Below are 24,375 nucleotides of genomic sequence, written 5' to 3'. Positions count from 1 at the left end.
ATGAGCGCGCGCATTCTGGTGGTCGACGACGACGCCGCCCTGGCCGAGATGATCGGCATCGTCCTGCGCGCCGACGGGTACGACGTCTCCTTCTGCGCGGACGGCTCCGGCGCCCTCGAAGCCTTCCGGCGGGCCCGGCCGGACCTGGTCCTGCTCGACCTGATGCTGCCCGGGATCGACGGGATCGAGGTGTGCCGCGCGATCCGCGCCGAGTCCGGCGTCCCCGTCATCATGCTGACGGCCAAGTCCGACACCTCCGACGTCGTGCAGGGCCTCGAGTCCGGCGCCGACGACTACATGGTCAAGCCGTTCGACCCCAAGGAGCTCGTCGCACGCATCAGGACGCGCCTGCGTCCCGCCACCGCCGCCGCGAACGCGGTGCTGCAGGTCGGGGACCTGAGCCTCGACGTCGCCGGCCACGAGGTCCGCCGCGGCGAGACGCGCATCGGCCTGACCCCGCTCGAGTTCGACCTCCTCCTCGCCCTCGCCTCCAAGCCCCAGCAGGTCTTCACCCGCGAGATGCTGCTCGAGCAGGTCTGGGGCTACCACTACAAGGCCGACACCCGCCTCGTGAACGTGCACGTCCAGCGCCTGCGCGCCAAGGTCGAGAAGGACCCGGACGACCCCCGCATCGTGATGACCGTGCGCGGCGTCGGCTACCGCGCCGGCGCCGTCCTCCCGGGCTGACCGTGCCGCGCCTCGCCGCTCCCGACGTGCGCCGGTGGCCCCGCCGCGTGCTCGGGGTGTGGCGCACGTCGCTGCAGTTCCGCGCGGTCGCGATCACGGTCCTGCTCAGCGGCATCGCCATCGGCTCGACCGGCGTCTACCTCTCGTACAGCATCAGCGACAACCTGTTCCAGTCACGGCTGACGCAGGTCACGGGCGACACGTCGCGCGCGACCCGGGCCGCGCAGGGATACCTCGACGCCGCCACCGTCTCCACCCGCCAGGACATGGAGGAGGTGATGAGCTCGGTGCGCACCGCCGTCCGGGACGCCTCCTCCTCCGCGCTGATCGCCGTCGTGCGCTCGCCCGACCAGGAGGCGTCCTCGCTGGCGCCTCAGGACATCTACAACCGCGAGCTGCAGAACGGCGTGATCAGCGACGCGCTGCGCGAGCGGGTGCAGGCGGGCTCCGACGGGCAGTACTGGCAGTCGGTGACGCTCGACGCCTCCGGTCAGCAGCAGCCCGGCATCCTCGTCGGCTCGACCCTCGAGCTGCCGAGCTCGGCCGGGCGCTACGAGCTGTACATCGGCTACTCCCTCGCGGACGCGGAGCGCACGCTCCAGTTCGTGCAGCAGGTGCTCAACGTGGCGGGGATCCTGCTCATCCTGCTGATCGGAGCGGTCAGCTGGGTCGTCGTGCGGATCGTCGTCGCCCCGGTCCGGGTCGCGGCCGAGACGAGCCAGCGCCTCGCCGCCGGCGACTTCGACGTGCGGATCCCCGAGCGGGGCCAGGACGTGATCGCGACCCTCGCCCGGTCCTTCAACGGCATGGCCGACAGCCTGCAGGACCGGATCAGCGAGCTCGCGACGCTCAGCCAGGTCCAGCAGCGCTTCGTCTCGGACGTCTCGCACGAGCTCCGGACGCCGCTGACGACGATGAAGCTGGCCGGGGACGTGCTGTACGACCAGCGCGAGGACTTCGCCCCGGTCGCCGAGCGCACGGTCGAGCTGCTGCACAGCCAGATCGACCGCTTCGAGAGCCTCCTCGCCGACCTGCTCGAGATCTCCCGCCACGACGCGGGATCGGCCGAGCTCGAGCTCGAGCCGGTCAACCTGGTGAAGCTGGCCGGCGACGAGATCGAGGCGATGCGCGGGATCGCGGAGGCGAACGGCTCCCGGCTCACTCTCTCCGCCCCGGGCGGCTACTTCGACGCCGACCTCGATCCGCGCCGCATCCGCCGGATCGTCCGCAACCTGCTGGGCAACGCGATCGAGCACGGCGACGGCCGCGAGGTCGTCGTCACCGTCGACAGCAACGCCAGCGCGGTCGCCCTCGCGGTGCGCGACTACGGGCACGGCATGAGCAGCGAGGAGGTGGTGCGCGTCTTCGACCGCTTCTGGCGCGCCGACCCGTCCCGCCGCCGCACGCTCGGCGGCACCGGCCTCGGCCTCTCCATCGCGCAGGAGGACACCGCCCTGCACCACGGCTGGCTGCAGGTCTGGTCCGTGCCCGATCGCGGCGCCTGCTTCCGCCTGACCGTGCCCCGGCACCGCGGCGAGCGGATCGAGGCCTCGCCGCTCCCGCTGCCCCCGGTCGACGCGGGCGAGCAGGCCTACAGCGGCCCGATCGTCCTCCCTCCGCTGCAGGCTCCTCCGGTCGGGGCCGCGGGGGTGCTCCCGTGAGGCGCGGCGTCCTCCGCGCCGCCGCGGCCGCCGCGCTGCTCGCGCTCGGGCTGGCCGGGTGCGCCGGCATCCCGCGGGACGGCGACGTCGGAGTCGGACGGCCCGACACCGCGCCGCAGGACCTCCAGTACGACTTCCTCCCGTCGGGACCCGCCGTCGGTGCGTCGCAGCGCGACATCCTGACCGGCTTCATCGACGCCGCGTCGAGCCCGCAGAACAACTACAAGATCGCCCGCGAGTTCCTCTCCACCGGAGCCGACTGGACGCCGGGCGAGCACGTCACGGTCGACGAGGGCCAGCGCTCCGCCTCGCCGCAGTCGGGATCCACGCTCTCGCTGACGATCACGCCCGTCGCCGAGGTCGACGCGACCGGCGTCTACACCGACGTCGCCACCACGGCCGGCCTGACCCTCGACTACGGCTTCGTCCAGGAGAACGGCGAGTGGCGCATCAGCGCGCCGCCGAGCGGCGTGGTGATCGACCGCACCACCTTCGAGCAGGTCTTCTCGACGCACGCGCTCTACTTCTTCGACCCCGGATACCAGTACCTCGTGCCGGACCTGCGCTGGTTCGCCTCGCGCGCCGACAGCTCCACCAGCACCACGATCGTCACGGAGCTGCTGCGCGGCCCCACGCCGTGGCTGCGGGACTCCGCCGCCGTCGTGTCGGCCTTCCCGACCGGCACGACGCTGGCGGCCGAGACCGTCCCGGTCGAGTCGCAGCGTGCCGTGGTGGACCTGAACCCTGCCGCGCTCGAGGCCGATCCGGCGCAGTGGCGGCTGATGGCGCTGCAGCTGAACCAGAGCCTCGCGAACGTCTCGAACGTCACCGGAGTCGCGCTCTCCGTCGAGCAGAACCCGATCGACGTCCCCTCCGAGGTCACCGGGCTGCCGACCTCGCCCCGCGTCGACACCCGGCCGCTCGTGCTGACCGACGACGCCTTCGGATTCCTCGGCTCCTCCGGGCTGGCCGGCCTCGGGATCTCGGATCGGATCGAGGCGCTGCAGCCGCGGGCCGCGGTCCTCGGCGAGCAGCGCGGGGCCGACTCGGACGCATCGGCCGCCGTGCTCACCGCCGCGGGCGTGAGCCTCGTGGAGCCCGACGGTGCCGACGTCCTCCTCGACGCGCGGTCGGGCCTCGTCGCGCCGTCCATCGATCCGCTCGGGTACGTCTGGTCGGTGCCGTCGGCCTCGCCCGGGCAGCTGGTGGCGTACTCCGCGGACGGCTCGCGCTCGATGCAGGTCGCGACGGCCTGGAGCGAGGTCGAGTCGCTCGCCTCGATCGCCGTGTCGCGCGACGGCACCCGGATGCTGGCGCTCGCCCAGGACGGGCAGCAGGCCACGGTGCTGGTGGCCGGCCTCACCCGCTCACGGGACGGCGACCCGGTGGCGGTCGGCGAGCCGGTCGTCCTCCGCTCGACCCTGGGGACCGCGGTCGCCGCGGCCTGGACGGACGAGCTCGACGTGGTGTCGGTCGTGCGCGGCTCGACGGGGGAGGACGCCGTCACGATGAACCTGCTCGGCGGAGGCGCCACGGCGCTCGGCACGACGACGGGCACGGTCCAGATCGCCGCGGGCAACACCTCGACCCAGGTCCGCATCCTCGCCGAGGGCGGGGAGCTCCGGCAGCAGCGGGGCTCGGCCTGGCAGACGACCGCGACGGACATCCGGCTGCTCGCGGCGCAGACCGGCATGGGGTCCTGACCGGTCCTGTCGGCGGCGACGAGCCCTTCCGACGGCGGCGCTCCCCGGATGCTCCTCCCCAGGCGCGTCGGGCGGGCGGATCGTCCCGATCCGACGGATCCACCCCCCGCGCCGCGGCCCGGACGGCGAACGTGGAGGCATGCTCTCCGATCACCTGCTCGACGCCCTCGCCGTCCTCCTCCCGCTGGAGTGCCCCGCCTGCGGAGAGCCGACGAGCCGGGCGCCCTGTCCGGACTGCTCGGCCGACGCGGCCGCCTCGGCCTGCCTGCTGACCCGCGTCGTCGGGCCGCCGGACGATCCGCTCCTCGTCGTCACCGGTGCCCCCTACGAGGGCACGGTGCGCCGCCTCGTCGTCGCGCTGAAGGAGGAGGGCCGCACGGCCTGCCTCGCCCCGCTCGGCGCGCTGCTGCGTCCCGCCCTGGGTGCGGCGCTCGCCGGCAGCCCCGCGATCCTGGTCGTCCCGCCCGGCTCCTGGCTCGGCCGCGTGCGGCGGGGCGCCGATCCCGTCGCGCAGCTGGTCGCCGCGGCGGGAGGGCGGGCGGCGCGTCCTCTCCGGCGGTCGCGGATGGTCCGCGACCAGGTCGGGCTCGGCCGCATCGAGCGGCGCGGCAACCTCGACGGGGCGTTCCGCGCCTGCCGTCCGCTCTCGTCGTGGCCGCCGGTGGTCCTCGTCGACGACGTGGTCACCTCCGGCGCGACCCTGCTCGAGCTCCGGCGCGCCGTGCGTGCGGCCGGCGGGACGGTCCGGGCCGCGGCGGCCCTGGCCGGCACCGCGCAACGAGGAGGGAACGTAGCAGCAGAATCCGGACGAACTCCCGGTGACGATCCGGTGGCCGGGGTCTACGGTGGGGGCACGGCGTGAACGGTCCGCCCCGGAGAAAGGCGGCACGCCGTACTCGACTGGGAGGTTGTCATGGACATCGACATCACAGGACGCAACATCGACATCACCGATCGCTTCCGCGCGTACGCGACGGAGAAGTCGGACAAGGTGGCGCACCTCGCCGATCGTGCTCTCGCACTCGAGATCAAGGCGAGCAGGCACGCCGAGGGCAAGGGCTCGGCCGGCGGCGACCGCGTGGAGCTGACGCTGATCGGCAAGGGGCCCGTGGTCCGGGCCGAGGCGAGCGGAGCCGACAAGTACGCGGCGTTCGACGTCGCCATCGGCCGGCTGCTCGAACGGGTGAGACGCGCCAAGGACCGGAAGAAGGTCCATCGGGGCCAGCATCGGCCGACCTCGCTCCGCGACGCGGCCGCCGACGACTTCAGCGTCGTCGCCATCCAGCCGGCCGACGCGGCGGTGCTGGAGCAGCTGAGCACAGGCGTCATCCCCGTGCAGGAGGCGCCGGAGCCGGTCGAGGACGAGGTCGAGGAGCCGTACTGCCCCGTCGTCATCCGCAAGAAGGTCTTCGCCTCCGTCTCGATGACCGTCGACGACGCCGTGGACTACATGGAGCTGGTCGGACACGACTTCTACCTCTTCATCGACTCCGACACGAACCGCCCGAGCGTGGTCTACCGCCGCAAGGGCTGGGACTACGGCGTCATCGGCCTCGGCGACGAGGCCGACGAGCTCGCCGAGCAGGCCGCCGGCTGAGATCCGACCCCGGGCCCCGGAGCATCCGCTCCGGGGCCCTCCCCGTGCCCAGGCAGGGAGTCCGCCCAGGGCGGACGCGTCGCCCCGACCGCTCGCCGCCCGCCCCGGCTAGGCTGGTCGCGGTCCGCGCTCCGGCGCGCGACTCCTGTCTTCTACTTTTTTGGAGTACCCCGTGGCCTCTGTCCTCGAAAAGGTCCTTCGCGTCGGGGAGGGGCGGGTCATCCGCCGCCTCGAGAACTACGCGAAGGCCGTCAACGCCCTCGAAGAGGACTTCACGCACCTCAGCGACGAGGAGCTGAAGAACGAGACCGTCGAGCTGCGCGAGCGCTACTCGAACGGCGAGTCCCTCGACGACCTGCTGCCGGAGGCGTTCGCCGCCGTCCGCGAGGCCTCGCGCCGGACGCTCGGCCTCCGCCACTTCGACGTGCAGCTCATGGGCGGCGCCGCCCTGCACCTGGGCAACATCGCCGAGATGAAGACCGGAGAGGGCAAGACGCTCGTCGCGACCCTCCCGGCCTACCTCAACGCGATCGCCAGCCGCGGCGTGCACATCGTCACGGTCAACGACTTCCTCGCGTCGTACCAGTCCGAGCTGATGGGGCGTGTGTTCCGCGCCCTCGGCATGACGACCGGAGTGATCCTCTCGGGCCAGACCCCGGAGCAGCGCCGTGAGCAGTACTCGGCCGACATCACCTACGGCACGAACAACGAGTTCGGCTTCGACTACCTCCGCGACAACATGGCGTGGCAGGCGCAGGACATGGTCCAGCGCGGCCACTTCTACGCCATCGTCGACGAGGTCGACTCGATCCTCATCGACGAGGCCCGCACCCCGCTGATCATCTCCGGACCGGCGTCGGGCGAGGCGAACCGCTGGTTCGCGGAGTTCGCCAACCTAGCCAAGCGCCTCGACGAGGGCGAGGACTTCGAGGTCGACGAGAAGAAGCGCACCGTCGGCGTCCTCGAGCCCGGCATCGAGAAGGTCGAGGACTACCTCGGCATCGACAACCTCTACGAGTCGGCGAACACCCCGCTGATCTCGTTCCTCAACAACGCCATCAAGGCGCGCGCGCTGTTCAAGAAGGACAAGGACTACGTCGTGCTGAACGGCGAGGTCCTGATCGTCGACGAGCACACCGGCCGCATCCTGGCCGGACGCCGCTACAACGAGGGCATCCACCAGGCCATCGAGGCGAAGGAGGGCGTGCAGGTCAAGGCCGAGAACCAGACACTGGCCACCGTCACGCTCCAGAACTACTTCCGCCTCTACGCGAAGCTCTCCGGCATGACCGGAACGGCCGAGACCGAGGCCGCCGAGTTCATGTCGACCTACAAGCTCGGCGTCGTCCCGATCCCGACGAACCGCAAGATGCAGCGGATCGACAACGCCGACCTCGTCTACAAGAACGAGCAGGTCAAGTTCGCCCAGGTCGTCGAGGACATCGCGGAGCGCCACGCGGCCGGGCAGCCGGTCCTCGTCGGCACGACCAGCGTCGAGAAGAGCGAGTACCTCTCGCGCCTGCTCGCCAAGAAGGGCGTGCGCCACGAGGTCCTGAACGCCAAGAACCACGCGCGGGAGGCGGCCATCGTCGCCCAGGCCGGCCGCCTCGGCGCCGTCACCGTCGCGACCAACATGGCCGGTCGAGGCACCGACATCATGCTCGGCGGCAACGCCGAGTTCCTGGCGGTCTCCGAGATGACGGCCAAGGGCCTGAACCCCTCCGAGACCCCGGAGGAGTACGAGGCCGCGTGGGACGAGGTCTTCGCCGCCGTCAAGGAGAAGGTGGGCGAGGAGGCCGAGAAGGTCCAGGCCGCCGGCGGCCTCTACGTGCTCGGCACCGAGCGCCACGAGTCGCGCCGCATCGACAACCAGCTCCGCGGACGCTCGGGCCGCCAGGGCGACCCGGGGGAGAGCCGCTTCTACCTCTCGCTCACCGACGACCTCATGCGCCTGTTCAACTCCGGCGCCGCCGAGGCGCTCATGGGCCGGGGCAACGTCCCGGACGACATCGCCATCGAGTCGAAGGTCGTCTCGCGCGCCATCCGCAGCGCCCAGTCGCAGGTCGAGGCCCGCAACGCCGAGATCCGCAAGAACGTCCTCAAGTACGACGACGTCCTCAACCGCCAGCGCGAGGCGATCTACTCGGACCGCCGCCACATCCTCGAGGGCGACGACCTGCACGAGCGCACCCAGAAGTTCCTCGTCGACGTGATCGACGAGATCCTCGAGGTGCACACCGGCGACGGCAACGGCGACGACTGGGACTTCGACGCCCTCTGGACCGAGCTGAAGACGCTGTACCCGATCAGCCTCACCATCGACGAGGTGGTGCAGGAGGCGGGCAGCCGCGGCCGCATCAACAAGGAGTTCATGCGCCGCGAGATCCTCTCGGACGCGCAGCTCGCCTACCAGCACCGCGAGGAGCAGCTGGGCTCTCCCGCCATGCGCGAGCTCGAGCGCCGCGTCGTGCTCTCGGTGATCGACCGCCGCTGGCGCGACCACCTCTACGAGATGGACTACCTCAAGGACGGCATCGGCCTGCGCGCGATGGCCCAGCGCGATCCGCTGGTCGAGTACCAGCGCGAGGGCTTCGCCCTGTTCCAGCAGATGATGGGGCAGATCCGCGAGGAGACCGTCGGCTTCCTCTTCAACCTCGAGGTCGAGGTGACCCAGAAGCAGGGCGAGGTCGCCGGAGTCGCGGCCAAGGGCCTCGCTCAGCCGGTCGCTCCGGCCGAGAAGCTCAGCTACTCGGCCCCGAGCGACACCGGCGGCGTCGAGGTCCGCGACCAGCGCGGACAGGTGCAGCAGGCGGCCACCGCGAAGGCCCGCGCCGAGGAGGCCCGCAAGGCGCTCCCCGAGGGCGAGGCGGAGGAGACTCCGACGACCGGCGCCTTCGGCCAGAAGCCGGGCGGCTCGGACGCCCCCGCCAACCGCGAGGAGCGACGCGCGCAGTCCAAGCGCCGCTGAGTCCTCCCCGGACGACGCCCTCGGCCCCGGTCCCGCAGCAGCGGGTGTCCGGGGCCGTCGGCGTTCCTGCGGAGGCTCGGAGCCCGGCCTCGCCCGCCGTCAGGACTCGCCGCGCGCGAGAGCCGAGACGAAGCCGCCGGCGAAGGTGTCGCCGAGGCCGATCGTCGTCGGCCGGTCCGTCTCGAGGACGAGCCCGGGGACGCAGCAGGCCTCGAGCGCCGACTCCACCGCTGCGCACACCGCTTGCGAGCCGGGCTGGGGAGGGAGTCCGCCGATGTGGTCGTAGTCGGCGGCGGTGAAGCCGTCCCCGAGGAGGTCGCGGAGCTCGGTCGCGCGGATCATCTCGTCACCGCCGCCCCCGGAGCTCGAGGAGGCCCTGCGCGACAGGGGAGTGGAGATCGTGCTCCCGGCCGCTGCGGCCGTCCGGGAGCGCTGACCCGCTCCTCACAGCACGTTGATCGCGGTGGCACGCCAGCGCGCGTCCGTGCCCTCGAGCCGGATCGCGACGGCCCGGCTCCGTGCGCGGTGATGCACCAGGACCACTCCCTCGACGACGCCGTCCCGCGGCTCCGTGACGATCACCCGTCCGACCGTGAACGGGACGCGCTGCGCCGTCCGCTTCCGCAGGCTGCGGGCGCGGGCCGCGAGCACGACCCGCTTCTGCAGGTGGTGGTAGACCTCGTCGCTCAGCCACCGCGCGATCTGGTCGATCTCGCGCGAGCCCTCGAGGATCTCGATCACGAGGTGCGTGAGCCGGGCGAGCAGGGGCTCCGGGTCGGGCAGCTCCGCGCGGGTCGCAGGCTGCGGGGCGAAGAACTCCGCGAGGGTGAGCCGCTCCACGGCCGCCTCGGGGTCGAGGGGGAGGGTGCGGTAGTCGAAGGCGTGGAGGGGAAGGCTCATGCGGCGATCTCCTGGGGCAGGACGAGCTGTTCACGGGTCCGGGTCACCTCTCTGCTCGACGGGCGGGGCGCGCTGGGTCGGCACGCGAGGACGACCTCATCGAAGCAGTCGAGGGATGCTCATGGAGTGCAGAGGCGCAGACTGTGGATAATCGTCGGCCGTCCCGAGCTGTGGACAGCGAGCCCGGCGTGCACCGCCCGGCCGCGCCCTAGGCTTGTCGGGTGTCGACCCTCAGTGACCTCGTCCTCTCCCACGGCCGATCCGACGAAGCGGACGTCGAATGGCTGCACCTGCTCGTCGGCGACCTGCAGCTGCTCGCCGACCTGGCCTTCGCCGACATCGTGCTCTGGGTGCCCACGGCCGACGACAGCTTCGTCGCCGTCGCCCACGCGCGCCCCAGCAGCGCGGCGACGCTCTTCTACCGCGACTTCGTCGGGCAGAGGATCAAGTCGGAGTGGCGCGCCCAGGTCGTCGAGGCGTTCGAGACCGCGCGGATCGTCGACACCTCCGCCCCGGACTGGTTCGAGGAGACGCCCACCCGCGTGCGCGCGGTGCCCGTCCTGCGCCGCCTGGGGGCCTCCGACGGCGGCACGACGGACCGCCCCATCGCGGTCGTCACGCGCCACACCAACCTCAGCGAGACGCGCACGCCGAGCCGGCAGGAGCTGACGTTCAACGACTGCGCGAACGACCTCTTCTCGATGATCGCCTCGGGCGACTTCCCGGACCTCGGCGCGCCGACCGGTCCTCGTCGCGGGGCGCCGCGCGCGTCCGACGGACTGATCCGCCTGGACGTCGACGGCGTCACCACGTTCGCGAGCCCCAACGCCCTCTCGGCGTTCAACCGCATCGGCTTCGCCGACGAGCTCGAGGGGGAGTCGCTCGCCGAGGTCACCACGAAGCTGATCGCGGGGAAGGTCGTCATCGACGAGTCGCTCCCGCTGGTCGTGACCGGCCGGGCGCCGTGGCGCACCGACATTGAGGCCCGCGGAGTGACGGTGTCGCTGCGCGCGATCCCGATCCGCGACCGCGGCGAGCGGGTCGGCGCCGTCGTCCTGTGCCGCGACGTGACGGAGCTGCGCCACCAGGAGCGGGAGCTCATCACCAAGGACGCGACGATCCGCGAGATCCACCACCGCGTGAAGAACAACCTGCAGACCGTGGCCTCGCTGCTGCGGATCCAGGCCAGGCGCACCCACTCCGACCTCGCCCGGGAGGCGCTCACGCAGGCGATGCGCCGCGTCGCCGCCATCGCGGTCGTGCACGACACGCTCTCGGAGGGGCTGAACCAGAACGTCGACTTCGACGCGGTCTTCGACCGGGTGCTGCTGCTGATCGCCGAGGTCGCCTCGACCCACAACACCACGGTGCACCCGAAGCTGACGGGGAGCTTCGGCAACCTGCCCAGCGAGTACGCGACTCCGCTCGCGCTCGCCCTGACCGAGCTGGTCACCAACGCCGTCGAGCACGGCCTGGCCGGACGGGAGGGCGACGTGGAGATCGTCGCCTCGCGCAGCGACGACGAGCTCACGGTGAAGGTGCGCGACACGGGCGTCGGGCTGCCGGAGGGCAAGGTCGGATCGGGCCTGGGCACGCAGATCGTGCGCACGCTCATCCAGGGCGAGCTCGGCGGCACCATCGACTGGCACACGCTGGTCGGGCGCGGCACCGAGGTCACCATCGAGGTGCCGCTGCGGTGGCTGGAGCGCGCCCGCTCCTGAGCCCGGAGACGACGCGACCCCCGCTGCCGAGAGGCGACGGGGGTCGGGATCGTTCGTGCCGCCGAGCGGCTCGTGCGCCTAGGAGGCGCGGCGTGCGCGGGCGGCGCGGCGCTTCAGGGCGCGACGCTCGTCCTCGCTGAGGCCGCCCCACACGCCCGAGTCCTGGCCGGTCTCGAGGGCGTACTGGAGGCAGACCTCGGTGACGGTGCAGCGTGCGCACACCGACTTCGCCTTCTCGATCTGGTCCACGGCCGGGCCGGTGTTGCCGACCGGGAAGAAAAGCTCGGGGTCTGCGGTGAGGCAAGCGGCCTTGTCGCGCCAGTCCATGCGGGTGCTCCTTGTGTGAAGGCGTGCGTGGAGGAACCACGCAGTGTTCGGGTGGGATGATCGATCCACGCCGACGATCCCGACCAGTACTCGACCTCCGCGCCCTCACCGGCGCACGCCACGAGGCCCCGTGCTGGAGCGCGGGGTGGATCGGGGTGGTGGACGGGAGAACGCTCGGTTCTTGCCGGTGCACTCGACGCGATGCGTGAGCACTGCGTCGGCCACCCGGCTCCAGTGCTGGTCATCCGGCTCGCCCCCGTGCCTGACGGCGCGGCGGGATCGGATGTTCACATCGGCGGAAACCCACGACCCTGTGAGCGGTGAAACGAACTGGACTAGCCTGTCACGGGGATGAGCCCGAATCAAGAGTCCTGGATGGGATGTGCCTGTGACCGCTGACGCGAACGGGTCCCGCGGACCCCGCCCGACCGCCTCACGGCCGCTCGGTCTGGTGGTGCTGATCGCGGTCCTGGCCCTCGAGACGCTCGCCGTCGCCGGGGTCGCGGCGTGGCTCGTGCTCGAGCTGCTGACGACCCGGGCCGACACGGTCGGCGGAGGGATCGCCATCGTCGTCCTCACGCTGATCGCCGTGTGCTGGGCCGCCGCGACGACGCTCGGCGCCGTGCGACGGCGAGGCTGGATGCGCGCGTCGGCGCTGACGATCCAGCTGGTGATGATGGCCGTGGCGCTCGGCGCCTTCCAGGGCCAGTACGCCGTGCCCGACATCGGCTGGGCGCTGCTGGCGCCGGCCGCGGTGGCCGTCGTCGCGCTGTTCCTCCCGAGCGTGGTCGCCGCCACTCGTCGCGATCCGGCCGTGTAGCCGGACGGCTGGCGCGCCGCCGCTCGCGGGTGCGACGCTGGAGGGACCCCCTCCTCGACACGGAAGCGACGCGCATGGACTCCACCCGACTCGGCTCCAGCGGCCTGCAGATCTCCTCGATCGTCCTCGGCTGCATGAGCTTCGGCGCTCCCGACCGCGGTGCCCACGGCTGGAGCATGGGCGAGGAGGAGTCGCGGACCTTCCTCCGGCGGGCGCTGGAGCTCGGCGTCACCACGTTCGACACGGCGGACGTCTACTCCGACGGCACGAGCGAGGAGTTCGTCGGCCGGGCGCTCGCGGACTTCGCGGTCCGCGAGGAGGTCGTGATCGCCACGAAGGTCCACGGGCGGATGCGCCCCGGCCCCAACGGCGGCGGCCTCTCGCGGCGGCACATCCTCAGCGCGATCGACGACAGCCTCCGGCGTCTCGGCACGGACTACGTCGACCTCTACCAGATCCACCGCTGGGACCCCGAGACGCCGATCGAGGAGACGATGGAGACGCTCCACGACGTCGTCCGCTCGGGCAGGGCGCGCTACATCGGCGCCTCGAGCATGTGGGCGTGGCAGTTCGCGAAGGCGCAGTACACCGCGGATCTGGGCGGCTGGACGCGGTTCGTCTCGATGCAGGACCAGTACAACCTGATCCAGCGCGAGGACGAGCGCGAGATGCACCCCTTCTGCGTCGACCAGGGAGTCGGCGTGATCCCGTGGTCGCCGCTCGCCCGGGGCCGGCTCACCCGCGACTGGGACGAGACCACGGCGCGCACCGAGACCGACGTCTTCGGCGGCACCCTCTACCGCCAGCAGGAGGAGGCCGACCGGCGGACCGTCGCGACCGTCGCACGCATCGCCGAGCAGCGCGGCGTGCCCCGTGCGCAGGTGGCGCTCGCCTGGGTCCGGCAGCAGGAGGCGGTCACCGCTCCGATCGTCGGAGCCACGAAGCTCCACCACCTCGACGACGCGGTCGCGTCGCTGGACGTGGAGCTGACCGCCGACGAGCTGGAGGCGCTGGGCGCTGACTACGCACCGCGCGCCAACGAGGGGTTCTGATCCGGCCGATGCGCCACCGCTGATCCGCCCGAGCGGTCTCCGCTACGCTTCCTCTCGAAGATGACGGAAGCTCGAATCGGGAGGCGGCATGGCGAGGAGTGCCGGGGATCCGTTGGGGGCGCGCTACCGCCTGCTCGAGCGGATCGGCTCGGGTGCCGCGGGCGAGGTGTGGCGCGTCGCCGACGCGCAGGGGCCGGACCGCGCGGCGAAGCTCCTCCGCGGTGAGCACGTGCACGACGCGGGCCTGGTCGAGCGGTTCGTCCGTGAGAGGTCGGTGCTCACCCGTCTGCGGCACCCGCACGTCGTGGAGGTGCTCGACCTCGTCGTGGAGGGGGAGACGCTCGGGATCGTGATGGAGCTCGTCGGCGGCGGATCGCTGCGGGAGCTGCTGCGGGACGAGGGCACCCTCCCGGCGGTCGATGCGCTGCCCGTGGCGGCCTCGATCCTCGACGCTCTCGCCGCCGCGCATGCGATCGGCACGGTCCACCGGGACGTGAAGCCCGACAACGTCCTGCTCGCGGAGGGTGCGGACGATGCGGGCTCCGCCGTCCGCGTCTCCGACTTCGGCATCGCTCACGTGGTCGCCGAGGGGCCGCGCGCGACGACGGGTGTCATCGGGACGCCGGAGTACCTTTCGCCCGAGATGCTCGCCACCGGAGCAGCCGGCCCGCCGAGCGACGTCTACTCGACGGGGATCCTGCTCTACGAGCTGCTGTGCGGCCGGACCCCGTTCGCCGGCCCCGGCGCCGACGTCGCGGTCGCCTACCGGCACGTCGCGATGCTCCCGCCGCCGCTGGATCTGCCGCCGCGGCTCGCGTCGCTCCTGGACCGGATGCTCGCGAAGGATCCGGCGTCGCGGCCGACGGCTGCGGAGGCGGCGGGGATCCTGCGACGCCTCTCCCCGGCGCTGGCCGGGCTGCCGGCGCTGCCGCTCGCGGCGGGCGCGGCGGAGTTCGAGGAGGCCGAGCGCCCGGGCACGGTCCTCCGCGGGATGGCGGTGGAGATGTCGTCGGAGCCGGTGGAGGAGGGGCCCGCTCCCGAGCTCGGCCCGTCGTCGCAGGCGACCGTGCTCCGCCCGGTGCCGCGCCGCGAGCTGCGCCTGGTGGAACGGCCGTTCGAGGCTCCAGCTCGGCGGGGGCGCGGCGGACGTCTGCGGATGATCCTCGCCGCCCTCGGCGCCGGCGTCCTGCTCATCGGGGCGGTGCTCCTCGCCGTCCAGCCGCGCGGCGGCGGAGCACGGGCCTCGGCGCCGGATGCCGACCTGTCGGCCCGGCAGCAGGACCGGCCGCTGCCGACGGGCCTCGGAGTGACGCGATCGGCCACCTGGGACGCGGAGCGACGGGCCGTGGTCGTCGAGATCTCCTACTCCGCCCAGAGCGCGCCCCTCTCGGGGTCCTTCCTCGAGGTGCTGCCGGGCCCGGACGCCGCGGCGGCGTGCCCCGCGGCCAGCTGGTCCGGAGTGACGGCGGTGCGCAACCGGCCGAGCGTCACCGGAGTCGGGGTCGGCTGCGGTTGGAGCCTGACGGACCTGCACGTCCCGGCGCAGGGGATCGTCGACGTCACGGCGACCGTGCCGATCGCGGTGGCCGAGCAGAGCGCCCTGGACGGGTGGCTGGCGGCGGCAGCGTCTGCGACGGCACAGGCCGTGGCCGACCCTGCGGTCACCGGGACGGCGTATCCCGTGCAGCGGCTGCGGGATGTGCGGATCGAGACTCCCGCGCGGACGGTCGGCCGGACCCCGCTGCCGGTGACGCTGGTGCCGGTCTGGCCGAGCGGGGCCGACCCCGTGAATCCCCTGCTGGCGACGCCGTCGTCCGCGCCGGCGAGCAGCATGCTCGACGCGATCGCGGGCGGAGTGGAGGGCGTGCGGTTCAGCGACGGCTGCAGCGGCGCGGTCGCCGTGTCGTCCGACGGGCTGACGGTGACCGCCCTCACGGTGACTCCGTCCTGCGAGCTGCGCGCCCGAGTGGGCGCGTTCTCGGACCTCTCGAGCAGTCCCTTCGCGATCACCACTCGCGAGTGAGTCGACCTCCCGCGCCAGTGTCGAGCCGTCGACGCCACGCGAGCCGTCTGTGCTGTCTTGCCTTCTACCATGACGAGACATCCTCATGAAACGACGGTGGAGGGGGGAGCGGGCGGGACGGTCCCGTCCGCAGGGGTAGAAAGGTGTGATCCATGTCACGTGTTCTCTCGACCGACGAGGCGAAGTCCGCGATCCAGCAGATCCAGTCGATCGTCAACGGCGGCCTCGCCGATCAGATCAGCCGGCTCGACGCACAGGGGCGGACACTGTCCGATCCGAACGTCTGGGACGGTCCGCTGGCCTCGCAGTTCCGCTCGTCGACCTGGCCGGAGACGAAGTCGGCCCTCGAGAAGGCCAAGCAGGAGCTCGAGGAGCTGCGCAGCCAGCTGGCGACGATCTCGCAGAACATCTTCGCCGCCGGCGGAGGGAGCTGACCGGCCGTCCCGCCCCTGCGTGCTCCGGCGAGCGGGGGCGGGACGTGCTCGTCGTCTCCGCGCTCCTTCCTCCGCGCACCTCCATCGGTGCGTCTCGGAGTGATCGGAGCGCTCTCGAGGAGGACGCGCCGATCGACTCGGTGGCGGAGGCGCGATCACCCGCCCGAGGGCGCTGATCAGCCGCCGTCCGCCGGCGTCGGCGAGACCGACTGCACGAAGTGGATCTCGCCGTCGAGGCTGACGAAGCCCCGGCCCACCGTGGGCGGGACGGGGAAGCGCCGCGGGATCTGCGCGCCGAGGAGAGTGCCGTCGTTGTCGACGTCGGGCTGGAGCAGCAGCACGGAGCGGGAGGCCGCCGCCTTCTTCGTCCAGTTCCCGAAATGGCTGCGGAGCTCGCTCGACCGGCCGGCCAGCACGACGCAGAGTCCCGGGCGACCCGACGAGACCAGCCTCATCAGCGCCTGGTCGGTGTCGTCCCAGCGCTCGGCGTCGTCAAGGAGGAGCAGCACGGGGCCCTCCTCCGTCGACAGCGACGCGAGGAGGGTGCGGAGCTCCTCCGCGCCCACAGCGAGTCGGTCGAGGTCGGCGCCCCTCAGCGGGGAGCGTCGATCGCACACTCCCCAGACGGCGACCGAGCCGGCGGCCCGCGCCGCCTCGGCCAGGGCGAGCAGCACGGTCGACTTGCCCGATTGGGCGGGTCCGGCGATGACGACGTGCTCGCCCTCGAAGACCTGGAACGCCAGCGGGGCGAGGTCCGACTCGCCGAGGCCGATCGGGAGCAGCCACGGCTCGCGATCGAAGCAGGCCTCGATCCCGAGTGCGCTCACGGCGACCCTGTCGGGAAGCGTGCCGACCGTGCTCGTCCTGCCGCGCGCGTCCGGCCAGGCGGCCGCGAGCTCGGCGATCGCGTCGTCGAGACCGGCCCTCGGAGTCGCGACCTGCGTCTGCAGGAGCGACGAGGTGATGACGCAGCGCCCCGGCACCGCTGCCGGCGCCTGCACCGGCTTCACCCCGGCGGCGGCGTAGTCCTGCGGGTCGGCGAGGCGGAACAGCCACTTCTGCGTCGTGACCTCCTCCATCACCGAGGGGATCGCCCTCGCCCGGGTGCTCGTCACCGCGAAGTGCATGCCGAGCTCCGGTCCGTCGGCGTAAGCGCGAGTGAACGCCTCCATCAGAGCCAGGCCCTCCCAGTCCTGGAACTCGTCCTTCAGAGTCGCGAGACCGTCGATGAGCACCAGCGCACGACGGTGGCCCCCGGGCGATGCTCGGCGCCGGCGCACCTCGTCGCGCAGGTGACGGAGGAACCGGGTCTGCTTCTCGTGGGATACGCCACCTGCGCCGACGTAGGAGACGGTGTGCGGGAGTCGCGCGAGCGGGGCGGAGTCGCGGGAACCGGCATCGAGGACGTAGAGGTCGAGCTCGTCCGGGGGGAAGTGGCGGGCGGCCGTCAGTCCGATCGACGCGAGCGCCGTGCTGGTGCCGCTGCCGGGGATGCCGATGAGGAGCAGGTTCCCCTCGCCCAGATCCCAGCCGGTCGGCGTCCGGCGCTGCCGGTCGGGGTCGTCCGAGAGTGCGACGTGCAGGACGTCGCCGACGACGCGACCGAGGTCGGACTCCTCCGCACCGAACCCGCTGAGGGCCATGGTGTCCTCGAGCGGCTCCGGCCAGATCGGGCGGGGAGGGCCGAAGCCCGAAGCGGCGTCCGCCTCGACCACCGCGTCGATCAGGAGGTCGAGATCGGTCGGGGCCGTCTCGTCGGCGGCGACCGGGGAGGGGCCCTCGACGGGGACGCCCGTGGGTCCGACCGGGCGGACCTCGATCGCCTCGACGGCCGGCGCCTCCGCGCGACCGGTGACCAGCGCCGTCTGGACGGGCGAGATGTCGTTCTGGCCCCGCTTCACGTACGCTCGGCCGGTCTGGGAGCGGGAGATCCCGGCCGCGCTCGCGACTCCGATCACGTCGGCGGAGTCGTCCCGGCTCTGCACCCGGAGGGCGACGCGGAGGTTGGTGTTGGCGAGGATGTCGTCGTTCACCACTCCGGCAGGACGCTGGGTGGCGAGGATCATGTGCACGCCGAGCGTCCTGCCGACCGCGGCGACGCTCACGAGGGACGTCAGGACGTCGGGATGCTCCTTCGCGAGAACGGCGAACTCGTCGACGACGAGCAGGAGCCGCGGCATCGGCTCCGGCGGCGAGGTGGCCCAGTACGCGTCGAGGTCGTCGACACCCTCGCCGGCGGCGGCGAAGAGCCGCTGACGACGCCGCATCTCGGCCTGGAGCGAGCGCAGCGCGCGGTCGGCGAGCTGGGCGTCGAGGTTGCTGATGGTGCCGATCGTGTGCGGGAGCCGCTCGCAGGACGCGAACGCTGCACCTCCCTTGAAGTCGATGAGCACGAAGGTGAGGCGCGTCGGATCGTTCCAGGCCGCGAGGCCGGCCACGAAGGAGCGCAGGAACTCGCTCTTGCCCGAGCCCGTGGTGCCGCCGACCAGGCCGTGCGGGCCGTCGGCGACGAGATCGAGCACGAGCGGACCGTGCTCGGACGAGCCGACGGGCGCGCGCACGCCCCGGGCGCTCGACCACCACCCCCGGACGTCCGCGGCGGTCGGACGATCGGCGCCCAGGAGCGGCGGCAGCCGCACGAGCGCGGCGAGGGCCGCCCCCGCGGTGACGAGCTCCGGGTCCTCGAAGCGCGCCAGGTCGCGCGCACAGCGCTCGGCCGTGGAGGAGGCGAGACCGGCGAGCACCACGTCCTCGACGGTGATCCGCTCGTCGGGCCGGGAGAGGACCGCCGAGGCGTCCGCTCCGACCCGGACGACGACCGTGCAGGAGGCGGGGAGCTGCTCCTCCGACGCCGCGAGGACGAGGCCGGAGATCCGGGTCGCCGCCTCGCGCTCGCCGCGGCCGAGTCCGAGGAGTTCGCGCGCCGGAGCGGCGCGTCCCTCGGTCAGCACGTCGGAGTCGAGCACCAGGAGCACGCGCGGCGAGTCCTCGTCGCGGAGGGCGCGGAGGAGCTCGGAGCTGCGGTCGCGCCGGTCGGAGAGGCGGCGTCCGCCCCCGGGCAGACGCGTGTGGGGGAGCCAGGAGGCCCAGCTCCAGTCGGAGTCGCGTCGCCGGTCGCCGAACACCCCGATCGCCAGGTCGGCCGGACCGCAGTGGACCGCCGCCTGGCAGAGCAGGCTCCTCGCCAGAGCGAGGCCGCCCTCGCGGTCGCCGACGATCCCGACGACGCCCGAGTCCGCGAGATCGATGGACACCGGCGCGCTCGGGACGACGCTCACCGCGAGGATCGCGCGCACCTCCTCCTCGAGCCGCGGCACTCCGCGCTGATCGAGCGGGGGAGACCACGGGACGTCGCCGACGCCGATGTGCAGGCGGAGCACATCGGCGGAGGTCGCGCGCCGCTGCCACAGCGACGTGGCGGGCAGCGCCGCCCGGCGGATCGTCGTCGCCGGGTCGGGCGCGTCCTCCTCGAGGCGGGCCCGTTCGACACGCGCGGAACGGGCGATGTCGTCGCGGAGCGTCTGCAGCGCCTCGCCGTAGCGCTGCTCCTCGGACCGGGTCGCTCGGGCGTGCCGGTGCCGCTGCTCGAACCACATGCCCACCCCGGCCACGGGGCTGAGCGCGGCGAAGAGGGCGTAGCGCGCATCGCCCATGATGAGGACCATCGCGAAGGCGAGGACGAGCGGCGCGGCGACGGTGATCACGCTGAAGGTCGTGGCGGAGGCGATCTCGAGGCGGGCCGGCGGGACGACCGCCTCGCCGGCCGCCGGACGTCCCGGTCGCGGCGGCCGGTTGAAGGGCACGGTCGCCGTCGCGGTGACGTTGTCCGTGCTCCCCGGCTCGGGCGCGAGGAGCTCGGGAGGCGCGGGGCGCAGTCGGAGAGCCGCCCCACCGGCGATCACGACCACGGCGTCGGAGACGAGGACCCCGTCCCCGGTCGCGGAGACGCCGTCGACCAGAGTGCCGTTGGTGCTGTCGGCGTCGCGCACCCGCAGGCCGTCGCCCTCGCGGGTCACCGAGAAGTGCTCCCAGGAGGCGCTCGCCGTGTCGAGGACGACGTCGGCGTGCGGGGAGCGGCCCACGATCAGCGCGCGGGCCCGCGGGATCTCGACCACGGCTCCCGCGCCGAGACCGCCCGACAGCACGGCCGTCCACCCGCGGGCCGCGGCAGGTCGGGGCAGGGGGGAGCGGGCGATCCGCGTTCCCTCGAGCAGCAGCAGATCGGCCAGCCGGGTCTCCACAGGATGCAGGGCGGTGTCGACGGCGAGGGCCGTCCCGGGCGGGAGGCGGTGCCCGGTGGCGGTGGCGATCAGCTCGCCGAGTGTCGCGGAGTCGCGGTGGCGGCCGAGGTCGATGTCGGAGCGAGTGCCGTCGAGATCGAGGAGGAGTCGCACCGGGGGCTCACGGTCGGGGCTGTCCGGCGAACCAGAGCAGCGGCGGGTCGGCGGGCCGCAGGCCGAGACGCTGCGGCGAGGAGTGGAGGGGGAGTGCCGGGGCGTCCAGAGCGTGCGCGGCGCCGAAGTCGAGCGGCGGACCGGCGAGGCCGTCCGCCGGTCCGATCGTGGATCCCCGGAGTGCGGCGGCGATCGCGGAGGGTTCCCTGCTGCCTGCGACGGCCGCGGCTCGCACGAGCGCCACGACGGCGTCGTGGCTGGGGGCGTCCGCGACCGCGGCGAGATCGCGGAACGCGCGGTCGCCGAGGAGGGTCGTCCGCGCGGCATCGTCGGCGGTCATCCGTACGGCCCCGAGGAACGCGGAGGCCGCGCGTCCGCGCTCGTCGCCGCGGAGGGCGACCGCGTCGCCGGAATCCGTGCCGATCGTCGTCAGATCTCCCGAGAGGGTGCCTCCGGCCGCGGCCAGGGCGGGAGCGAAGGCGGGGCTCAGTGCGTCGGGCGTGAGCAGGATCGGGACGGACGCCCCCGCCGCCTGCAGAGCGGCGACCGCCGTCGCCTGCGCCGCGGCGGGGCCGGACACGACGACGCGCTCGACCGCCGGCTCGCCCTCGAGGTGCGGGCGGGCGGCGGTGATGATCACGTCCGCGGCGGCGCCCGGATCGGCGGCCACCGTCGCGGCGGGCGAGAGACCGGTCGGGGTGCCTCCACCGGTGTCGACGAGGAGTACCCGGGCGCCTCCGCCGGCCTCCTCCACGAGTGCCGCGTCGGCCGAGGCGGTGTCGGGTCCGAGGGACCAGACGCCGTCGCCGGGCAGGGCGGGGCCGCCTCCGTACGGGAGGACGGCCGCTGTCCCCGCTGCCCGAGCGGCGTCCACGGCCGCAGCGGTGTGGGTGCCGTGGGTCGCGAGGACGAGGCCGGACACGCCCTGCCCCGTCAGCTCCTCGACGGCGGCGCGGGCACCCTCGGGCGTCCCGTGGTCGTCGACGGCGACGAGACCGATCTCGCAGCCGCCCATCGCTGACCGGTGCGCTGCGACGACGGCACCGTTCGCCGCGTCCTTCCATTCCGCGCCCTCGCCCGGAGCCGAGCTGAGCGACACCACCACCCCGAGCGTCAGCTGCTCGGGCACCCGGGCGCACGAGAAGCCGACCGGGAGAGCGGCGACCTCCGTCATCGGGGCGGACTGCGGGGGCAGGAGGGAGACGAGGGCACCGCTGACGCCGAGGAGGGCGACGGCGCCGCCGATCAGCATCGGGCTCCGTCGGGCGGTGCGGGGGTGCTGCGCCGCGCGCCTGCCCAGGCGGGTCATCGCTCGTCCCCGATCCGGAAGGAGTAGACCGTCCGGGTCCGCGTGCCCTCGGGCAGGTCGAGGTGGAACGCGGGAAGCTCATCCCCGGCGCGGAGGGAGGCCCGCTCCTGGGCCTGCGCCAGCAGGATGCCCGAGACGTCCTCGGACCGCACCGCGGCGTAGCCCCGTGCGCTCTGCGAGGCGAGGGCGAGCTGCACGTCGGCGGTGCCGACCTTCGCGGCACTCGTGGTCATCGATCCGAGCAGGCCGGAGCCGCCGACCGTCCGGTCGCCGAGGTCCAGGAGCACCTTGTGCAGATCGGCTGCGAGGAGCGCGGCGGCCGCGTCGGTGTCGCGGGTCGAGGCGTCGATCGTCGTCGCGATGCCGGCCAGGGAGGCGCGCGTCCGCTCAGAGACGGCCCCGCCGATCCGGGCCTCCGCGGTGCGGAGAGCCCGGTGCCCGGCGTCCACCGTCGCTGCACCGTCGGAGCGGATGCCGGAGGAGGCCGTGCGCAGGCTCGAGACCGACCGGTCGAACATCGCGACGACCGCGTCGGCGTCGGCGCCGGAGCGCGTCGAGATCCGCCGCACCTGCTCGTCGAGGAGTGCGGTGACCGCGGAGGCGGCTGCCGTGTCCGCCTCGGCGAACGCATTCTGGATCGCCGGTGCGAGAGCGTCCTGCTGGGCACCGAGAGCGTCGATGCGGGTGCCGAGTGCGTCGCGCTGAGCGGTCAGCGCGTCGACGCCGGTGCGGAGGGAGGCGAGCAGGCCGGTGAGGCGCGTGTCGTCCGAGCCGGCCGTCGCGCCGGCCTCGGCCACGCCTCCGCGGACCGTGGCGAGCGCGGCGCGCAGGGCGGCGAGGTCGGCGCTAGCGCCGGTGCTGCCGACGGTGGAGGCGACGGCGGTCCACGCGTGGACCTGGTCGCTCAGCCGGTCGGCCAGGGGGGCCGGATAGCCGTCGGGAGCGTCGAGGCGGCCCGTGCCGGAGCAGGGCGTCGCGGTCAGGTAGGCGCGGAGCTCCTCGACGGAGCCCCGGGTCACCTCCACGGGTGCGCGCGTCGGGCGCCCGGTCGGCGTGGGTGCGGCAGCAGGGGACTGTGTCGCCGGCGACAGCTCGCAGAGCCGATCGGCCAGCTCCTGGTTCTGCGCCGACAGCGACCCCGTGCTGGTCGGCGTGCCGAGCTCGTCCAGGGCGGTCGTGGCGGCGGTGCCGACCGAGGCGACCGTCGTCTCCAGGCCCGCGGTGTCCGCGTCGAGCTCGTCCAGCGTCGCCGACAGGGCGGCGAGTGCCCGGGTGACGGATCCCTCCGGGTCGGCCAGGGTGTCCACCGAGGCCGACGCGGCGTCCACCCTGCTCGCGAGGGCGGCGAACCCGGCCTGCACGCCGTCCATCAGCTCCGGCTGCAGGGAGTCGACGAGGTCCTGCCCGCGATCGAGCATCCCGAGCAGCACGGTGTCGACGGCGGCTCCGGAGGCGGCGAGGGAGCATGTCATCGAGGGTGCCGTGCAGGTCTCGGCGGAGGGCTGTGCCGGCCCCGCGGCAGCACGGAGAGCCGCGACGACCTCGTCGCGGCAGGACTCGGCCGCGGTCCCGTACGCGTCGAGCTCGGCCGTGAGCCGCAGCAGCTCCGAGTGGATCGAGCCGGTGCGGCCGCCGTCGACGGCGAGTCCGCATCCGCTGCCCGAGACCGTCGGCGGCGGCACCGCGGCCGATGTGTCGCCCAGCATGGCGTCCACCGCGTCGATCGCCTCGGACAGCTGCGCCAGCAGGCCGGACTCGGTGCCCGAGACCGTCGACGACAGCTGCGCCCGGAGCGCGCCGAGCTGCCCGGAGAGGCTCTGCATCGAGGCCGCCGTCGAGGCGGCGCCGGCCCGCAGCTCCTCGGCCGCGCGGACACCGAGAGTCTCGGAGGTCGCGTCGAGCGAGGCCCGCACCTCGGCGACGGTGGTGCCGGCCTGCGTCAGCAGGTCGTCCACCGCGGTGACGACCTCGATCGTGCGGCGCTCGAGGGCGAGCGGCGAGGCGTCGGAGGAGTCGAACGCGGCGCCCAGCGCCCCCTCGGTGGTCGGGTCGGTGCTCAGGCCGGGCTGGACCGCCAGGTCGAAGGCGGGGACGGCGAAGTCGGCGACGTCGGCGACGAGGGTCAGCGTCGCCGTCGCGCCACCGCCCGGGGGAGCGAGGAGAGCGGCCCACTGCACGACGGCGTCTCCGTGCTCGTCACGGCTGAGCACGCCGTTGGTGACGGCACCCGACTCGCTCTCGGTGACGACGCGACTCGGCGAGACGCCCGGCAGGACCGCGGAGGCTGCGATCGTCAGCGGAGCGCCGACGAGTGCACTGCGGCGGGCTGCACGACCGGCCGCGTCGAACGCGACCTCCTCGGGCCGGACCGTCAGGTTCTCCACCGCGAGCGAGATCTCGATCCGACCCGAGCGCCCGGCGAGGTCGGCCGGATCGGTGCCCGAGGCGTCGGCGGTGCGCCACGAGGGCCGGACACGGACCGGCAGGTCGGCGGCGACCTCGGGGGGATCGTAGACGGTGGTGGTCGCCGAGGCGTCGGACGGGTCGTCGCCGACGGCGAGGGCCGTCCCCTCGATCGCACGGACACCCCCGTCGGACGAGACGGCGACGGACACCGCCTGCAGCACCCTGGCGGCGGTGAGCGCCGGCTCCGGTGGCATGCAGCCCGCCAGTACAGCGGCCACGACCGCGATCGCCGCTGCGGCCGTCGTCCTGCGAGCATTCGAGCGCACCCTGACCACCCCTCGTCCCGACGGGGCACCGGGCGGTGCCGCTCACG

The 24,375-nt window shown here is 73.4% G+C and carries 17 protein-coding genes; 11 read left to right on the top strand and 6 right to left on the bottom strand.

Annotated elements, in window-relative coordinates; translation table 11 throughout:
- The 6 genes from mtrA (at position 1) to secA (ending at position 8,616) form a co-directional block, all read left to right on the top strand.
- A complete protein-coding gene (mtrA, locus tag C5C44_RS01895) occupies positions 1-687 on the top strand; it encodes an MtrAB system response regulator MtrA (protein ID WP_104224133.1) in 687 nt (228 codons plus the stop codon).
- A gap of 26 nt (positions 688-713) precedes the next feature.
- A complete protein-coding gene (gene mtrB / locus C5C44_RS01890; RefSeq protein ID WP_244230606.1) occupies positions 714-2,348 on the top strand; it encodes an MtrAB system histidine kinase MtrB in 1,635 nt (544 codons plus the stop codon).
- Complete coding sequence (locus tag C5C44_RS16850; protein ID WP_181132656.1) at positions 2,345-4,051, top strand: LpqB family beta-propeller domain-containing protein; 1,707 nt, start codon at positions 2,345-2,347, stop codon at positions 4,049-4,051. The genes mtrB and C5C44_RS16850 overlap by 4 nt, the downstream gene beginning before the upstream one ends.
- Before the next feature lie 139 nt (positions 4,052-4,190).
- Entirely contained in the window at positions 4,191-4,913 is a 723-nt protein-coding gene (locus tag C5C44_RS01880) for a ComF family protein (protein WP_104224132.1), read from the top strand.
- A 51-nt stretch (positions 4,914-4,964) separates the two neighbouring features.
- On the top strand, positions 4,965-5,648 hold the full coding sequence (gene hpf / locus C5C44_RS01875; RefSeq protein ID WP_104224131.1) for a ribosome hibernation-promoting factor, HPF/YfiA family: 684 nt from the start codon (positions 4,965-4,967) through the stop codon (positions 5,646-5,648).
- Positions 5,649-5,820: 172 nt separating this feature from the next.
- Positions 5,821-8,616 (top strand): preprotein translocase subunit SecA, encoded by a 2,796-nt coding sequence (secA, locus tag C5C44_RS01870; RefSeq protein ID WP_104268421.1) that lies wholly within the window; start codon positions 5,821-5,823, stop codon positions 8,614-8,616.
- A 99-nt stretch (positions 8,617-8,715) separates the two neighbouring features.
- Here secA and C5C44_RS01865 read toward each other — a convergent pair whose 3' ends face one another.
- Both C5C44_RS01865 and C5C44_RS01860 read right to left on the bottom strand, forming a co-directional pair.
- Entirely contained in the window at positions 8,716-8,958 is a 243-nt protein-coding gene (locus C5C44_RS01865) for a hypothetical protein (RefSeq protein WP_104224129.1), read from the bottom strand.
- A 102-nt stretch (positions 8,959-9,060) separates the two neighbouring features.
- Entirely contained in the window at positions 9,061-9,516 is a 456-nt protein-coding gene (locus C5C44_RS01860; protein ID WP_219812326.1) for an Rv3235 family protein, read from the bottom strand.
- Positions 9,517-9,737: 221 nt separating this feature from the next.
- On the opposite strand from C5C44_RS01860, the gene C5C44_RS01855 reads away from it, so the two are divergent.
- Entirely contained in the window at positions 9,738-11,237 is a 1,500-nt protein-coding gene (locus C5C44_RS01855; protein ID WP_104224128.1) for a sensor histidine kinase, read from the top strand.
- 78 nt (positions 11,238-11,315) lie between these two features.
- Here the strand turns inward: C5C44_RS01855 and C5C44_RS01850 are convergent, their stop codons facing one another.
- Positions 11,316-11,564 (bottom strand): WhiB family transcriptional regulator, encoded by a 249-nt coding sequence (locus C5C44_RS01850; RefSeq protein WP_055788231.1) that lies wholly within the window; start codon positions 11,562-11,564, stop codon positions 11,316-11,318.
- A gap of 388 nt (positions 11,565-11,952) precedes the next feature.
- Between C5C44_RS01850 and C5C44_RS01845 the strand changes: the two genes are divergently transcribed.
- The 4 genes from C5C44_RS01845 (at position 11,953) to C5C44_RS01830 (ending at position 15,893) form a co-directional block, all read left to right on the top strand.
- Positions 11,953-12,384, top strand: a complete 432-nt coding sequence (locus C5C44_RS01845; protein WP_104335156.1) for a hypothetical protein — start codon at positions 11,953-11,955, stop codon at positions 12,382-12,384.
- A 74-nt stretch (positions 12,385-12,458) separates the two neighbouring features.
- The gene (locus C5C44_RS01840) at positions 12,459-13,436 is read left to right on the top strand and encodes an aldo/keto reductase (RefSeq protein WP_104335155.1); all 978 of its coding nucleotides are present in this window, start codon (positions 12,459-12,461) and stop codon (positions 13,434-13,436) included.
- Positions 13,437-13,524: 88 nt separating this feature from the next.
- A complete protein-coding gene (locus C5C44_RS01835; RefSeq protein ID WP_104268423.1) occupies positions 13,525-15,459 on the top strand; it encodes a serine/threonine-protein kinase in 1,935 nt (644 codons plus the stop codon).
- Between the two features lie 152 nt (positions 15,460-15,611).
- A complete protein-coding gene (locus C5C44_RS01830) occupies positions 15,612-15,893 on the top strand; it encodes a pyrophosphorylase (protein WP_104224124.1) in 282 nt (93 codons plus the stop codon).
- 176 nt (positions 15,894-16,069) lie between these two features.
- On the opposite strand, the gene C5C44_RS01825 is transcribed toward C5C44_RS01830, so the two are convergent.
- The 3 genes from C5C44_RS01825 to C5C44_RS01815 are packed head-to-tail and all read right to left on the bottom strand — an operon-like array spanning position 16,070 to position 24,328.
- Positions 16,070-20,287, bottom strand: coding sequence for an FtsK/SpoIIIE domain-containing protein (locus C5C44_RS01825; RefSeq protein WP_104335154.1), 4,218 nt, complete (start codon positions 20,285-20,287; stop codon positions 16,070-16,072).
- A gap of 7 nt (positions 20,288-20,294) precedes the next feature.
- Positions 20,295-21,596 carry a hypothetical protein gene (locus tag C5C44_RS01820; RefSeq protein ID WP_146084285.1) on the bottom strand — a complete coding sequence of 434 codons (1,302 nt, stop codon included), beginning with the start codon at positions 21,594-21,596 and terminating at the stop codon, positions 20,295-20,297.
- Entirely contained in the window at positions 21,593-24,328 is a 2,736-nt protein-coding gene (locus tag C5C44_RS01815) for a hypothetical protein (RefSeq protein WP_181132654.1), read from the bottom strand. Before C5C44_RS01815 ends, C5C44_RS01820 begins: the two co-directional genes overlap by 4 nt.
- Positions 24,329-24,375: the final 47 nt, after the last annotated feature.

The sequence above is a fragment of the Rathayibacter sp. AY1F6 genome (assembly GCF_002932035.1).
Lineage (GTDB): Bacteria > Actinomycetota > Actinomycetes > Actinomycetales > Microbacteriaceae > Rathayibacter.
Note: the sequence above shows the minus strand (reverse complement) of the source record. Positions and strands in the feature narration are given on the sequence as shown.

Coding starts and splice junctions, on each gene's coding strand:
- mtrA (WP_104224133.1), top strand. CDS start 1: ATGAGCGCGCGCATTCTGGTGGTCGACGACGACGCCGCCCTGGCCGAG.
- C5C44_RS01880 (WP_104224132.1), top strand. CDS start 4,191: ATGCTCTCCGATCACCTGCTCGACGCCCTCGCCGTCCTCCTCCCGCTG.
- hpf (WP_104224131.1), top strand. CDS start 4,965: ATGGACATCGACATCACAGGACGCAACATCGACATCACCGATCGCTTC.
- C5C44_RS01865 (WP_104224129.1), bottom strand. CDS start 8,958: ATGATCCGCGCGACCGAGCTCCGCGACCTCCTCGGGGACGGCTTCACC.
- C5C44_RS01860 (WP_219812326.1), bottom strand. CDS start 9,516: ATGAGCCTTCCCCTCCACGCCTTCGACTACCGCACCCTCCCCCTCGAC.
- C5C44_RS01850 (WP_055788231.1), bottom strand. CDS start 11,564: ATGGACTGGCGCGACAAGGCCGCTTGCCTCACCGCAGACCCCGAGCTT.
- C5C44_RS01840 (WP_104335155.1), top strand. CDS start 12,459: ATGGACTCCACCCGACTCGGCTCCAGCGGCCTGCAGATCTCCTCGATC.
- C5C44_RS01835 (WP_104268423.1), top strand. CDS start 13,525: ATGGCGAGGAGTGCCGGGGATCCGTTGGGGGCGCGCTACCGCCTGCTC.
- C5C44_RS01830 (WP_104224124.1), top strand. CDS start 15,612: ATGTCACGTGTTCTCTCGACCGACGAGGCGAAGTCCGCGATCCAGCAG.
- C5C44_RS01820 (WP_146084285.1), bottom strand. CDS start 21,596: ATGACCCGCCTGGGCAGGCGCGCGGCGCAGCACCCCCGCACCGCCCGA.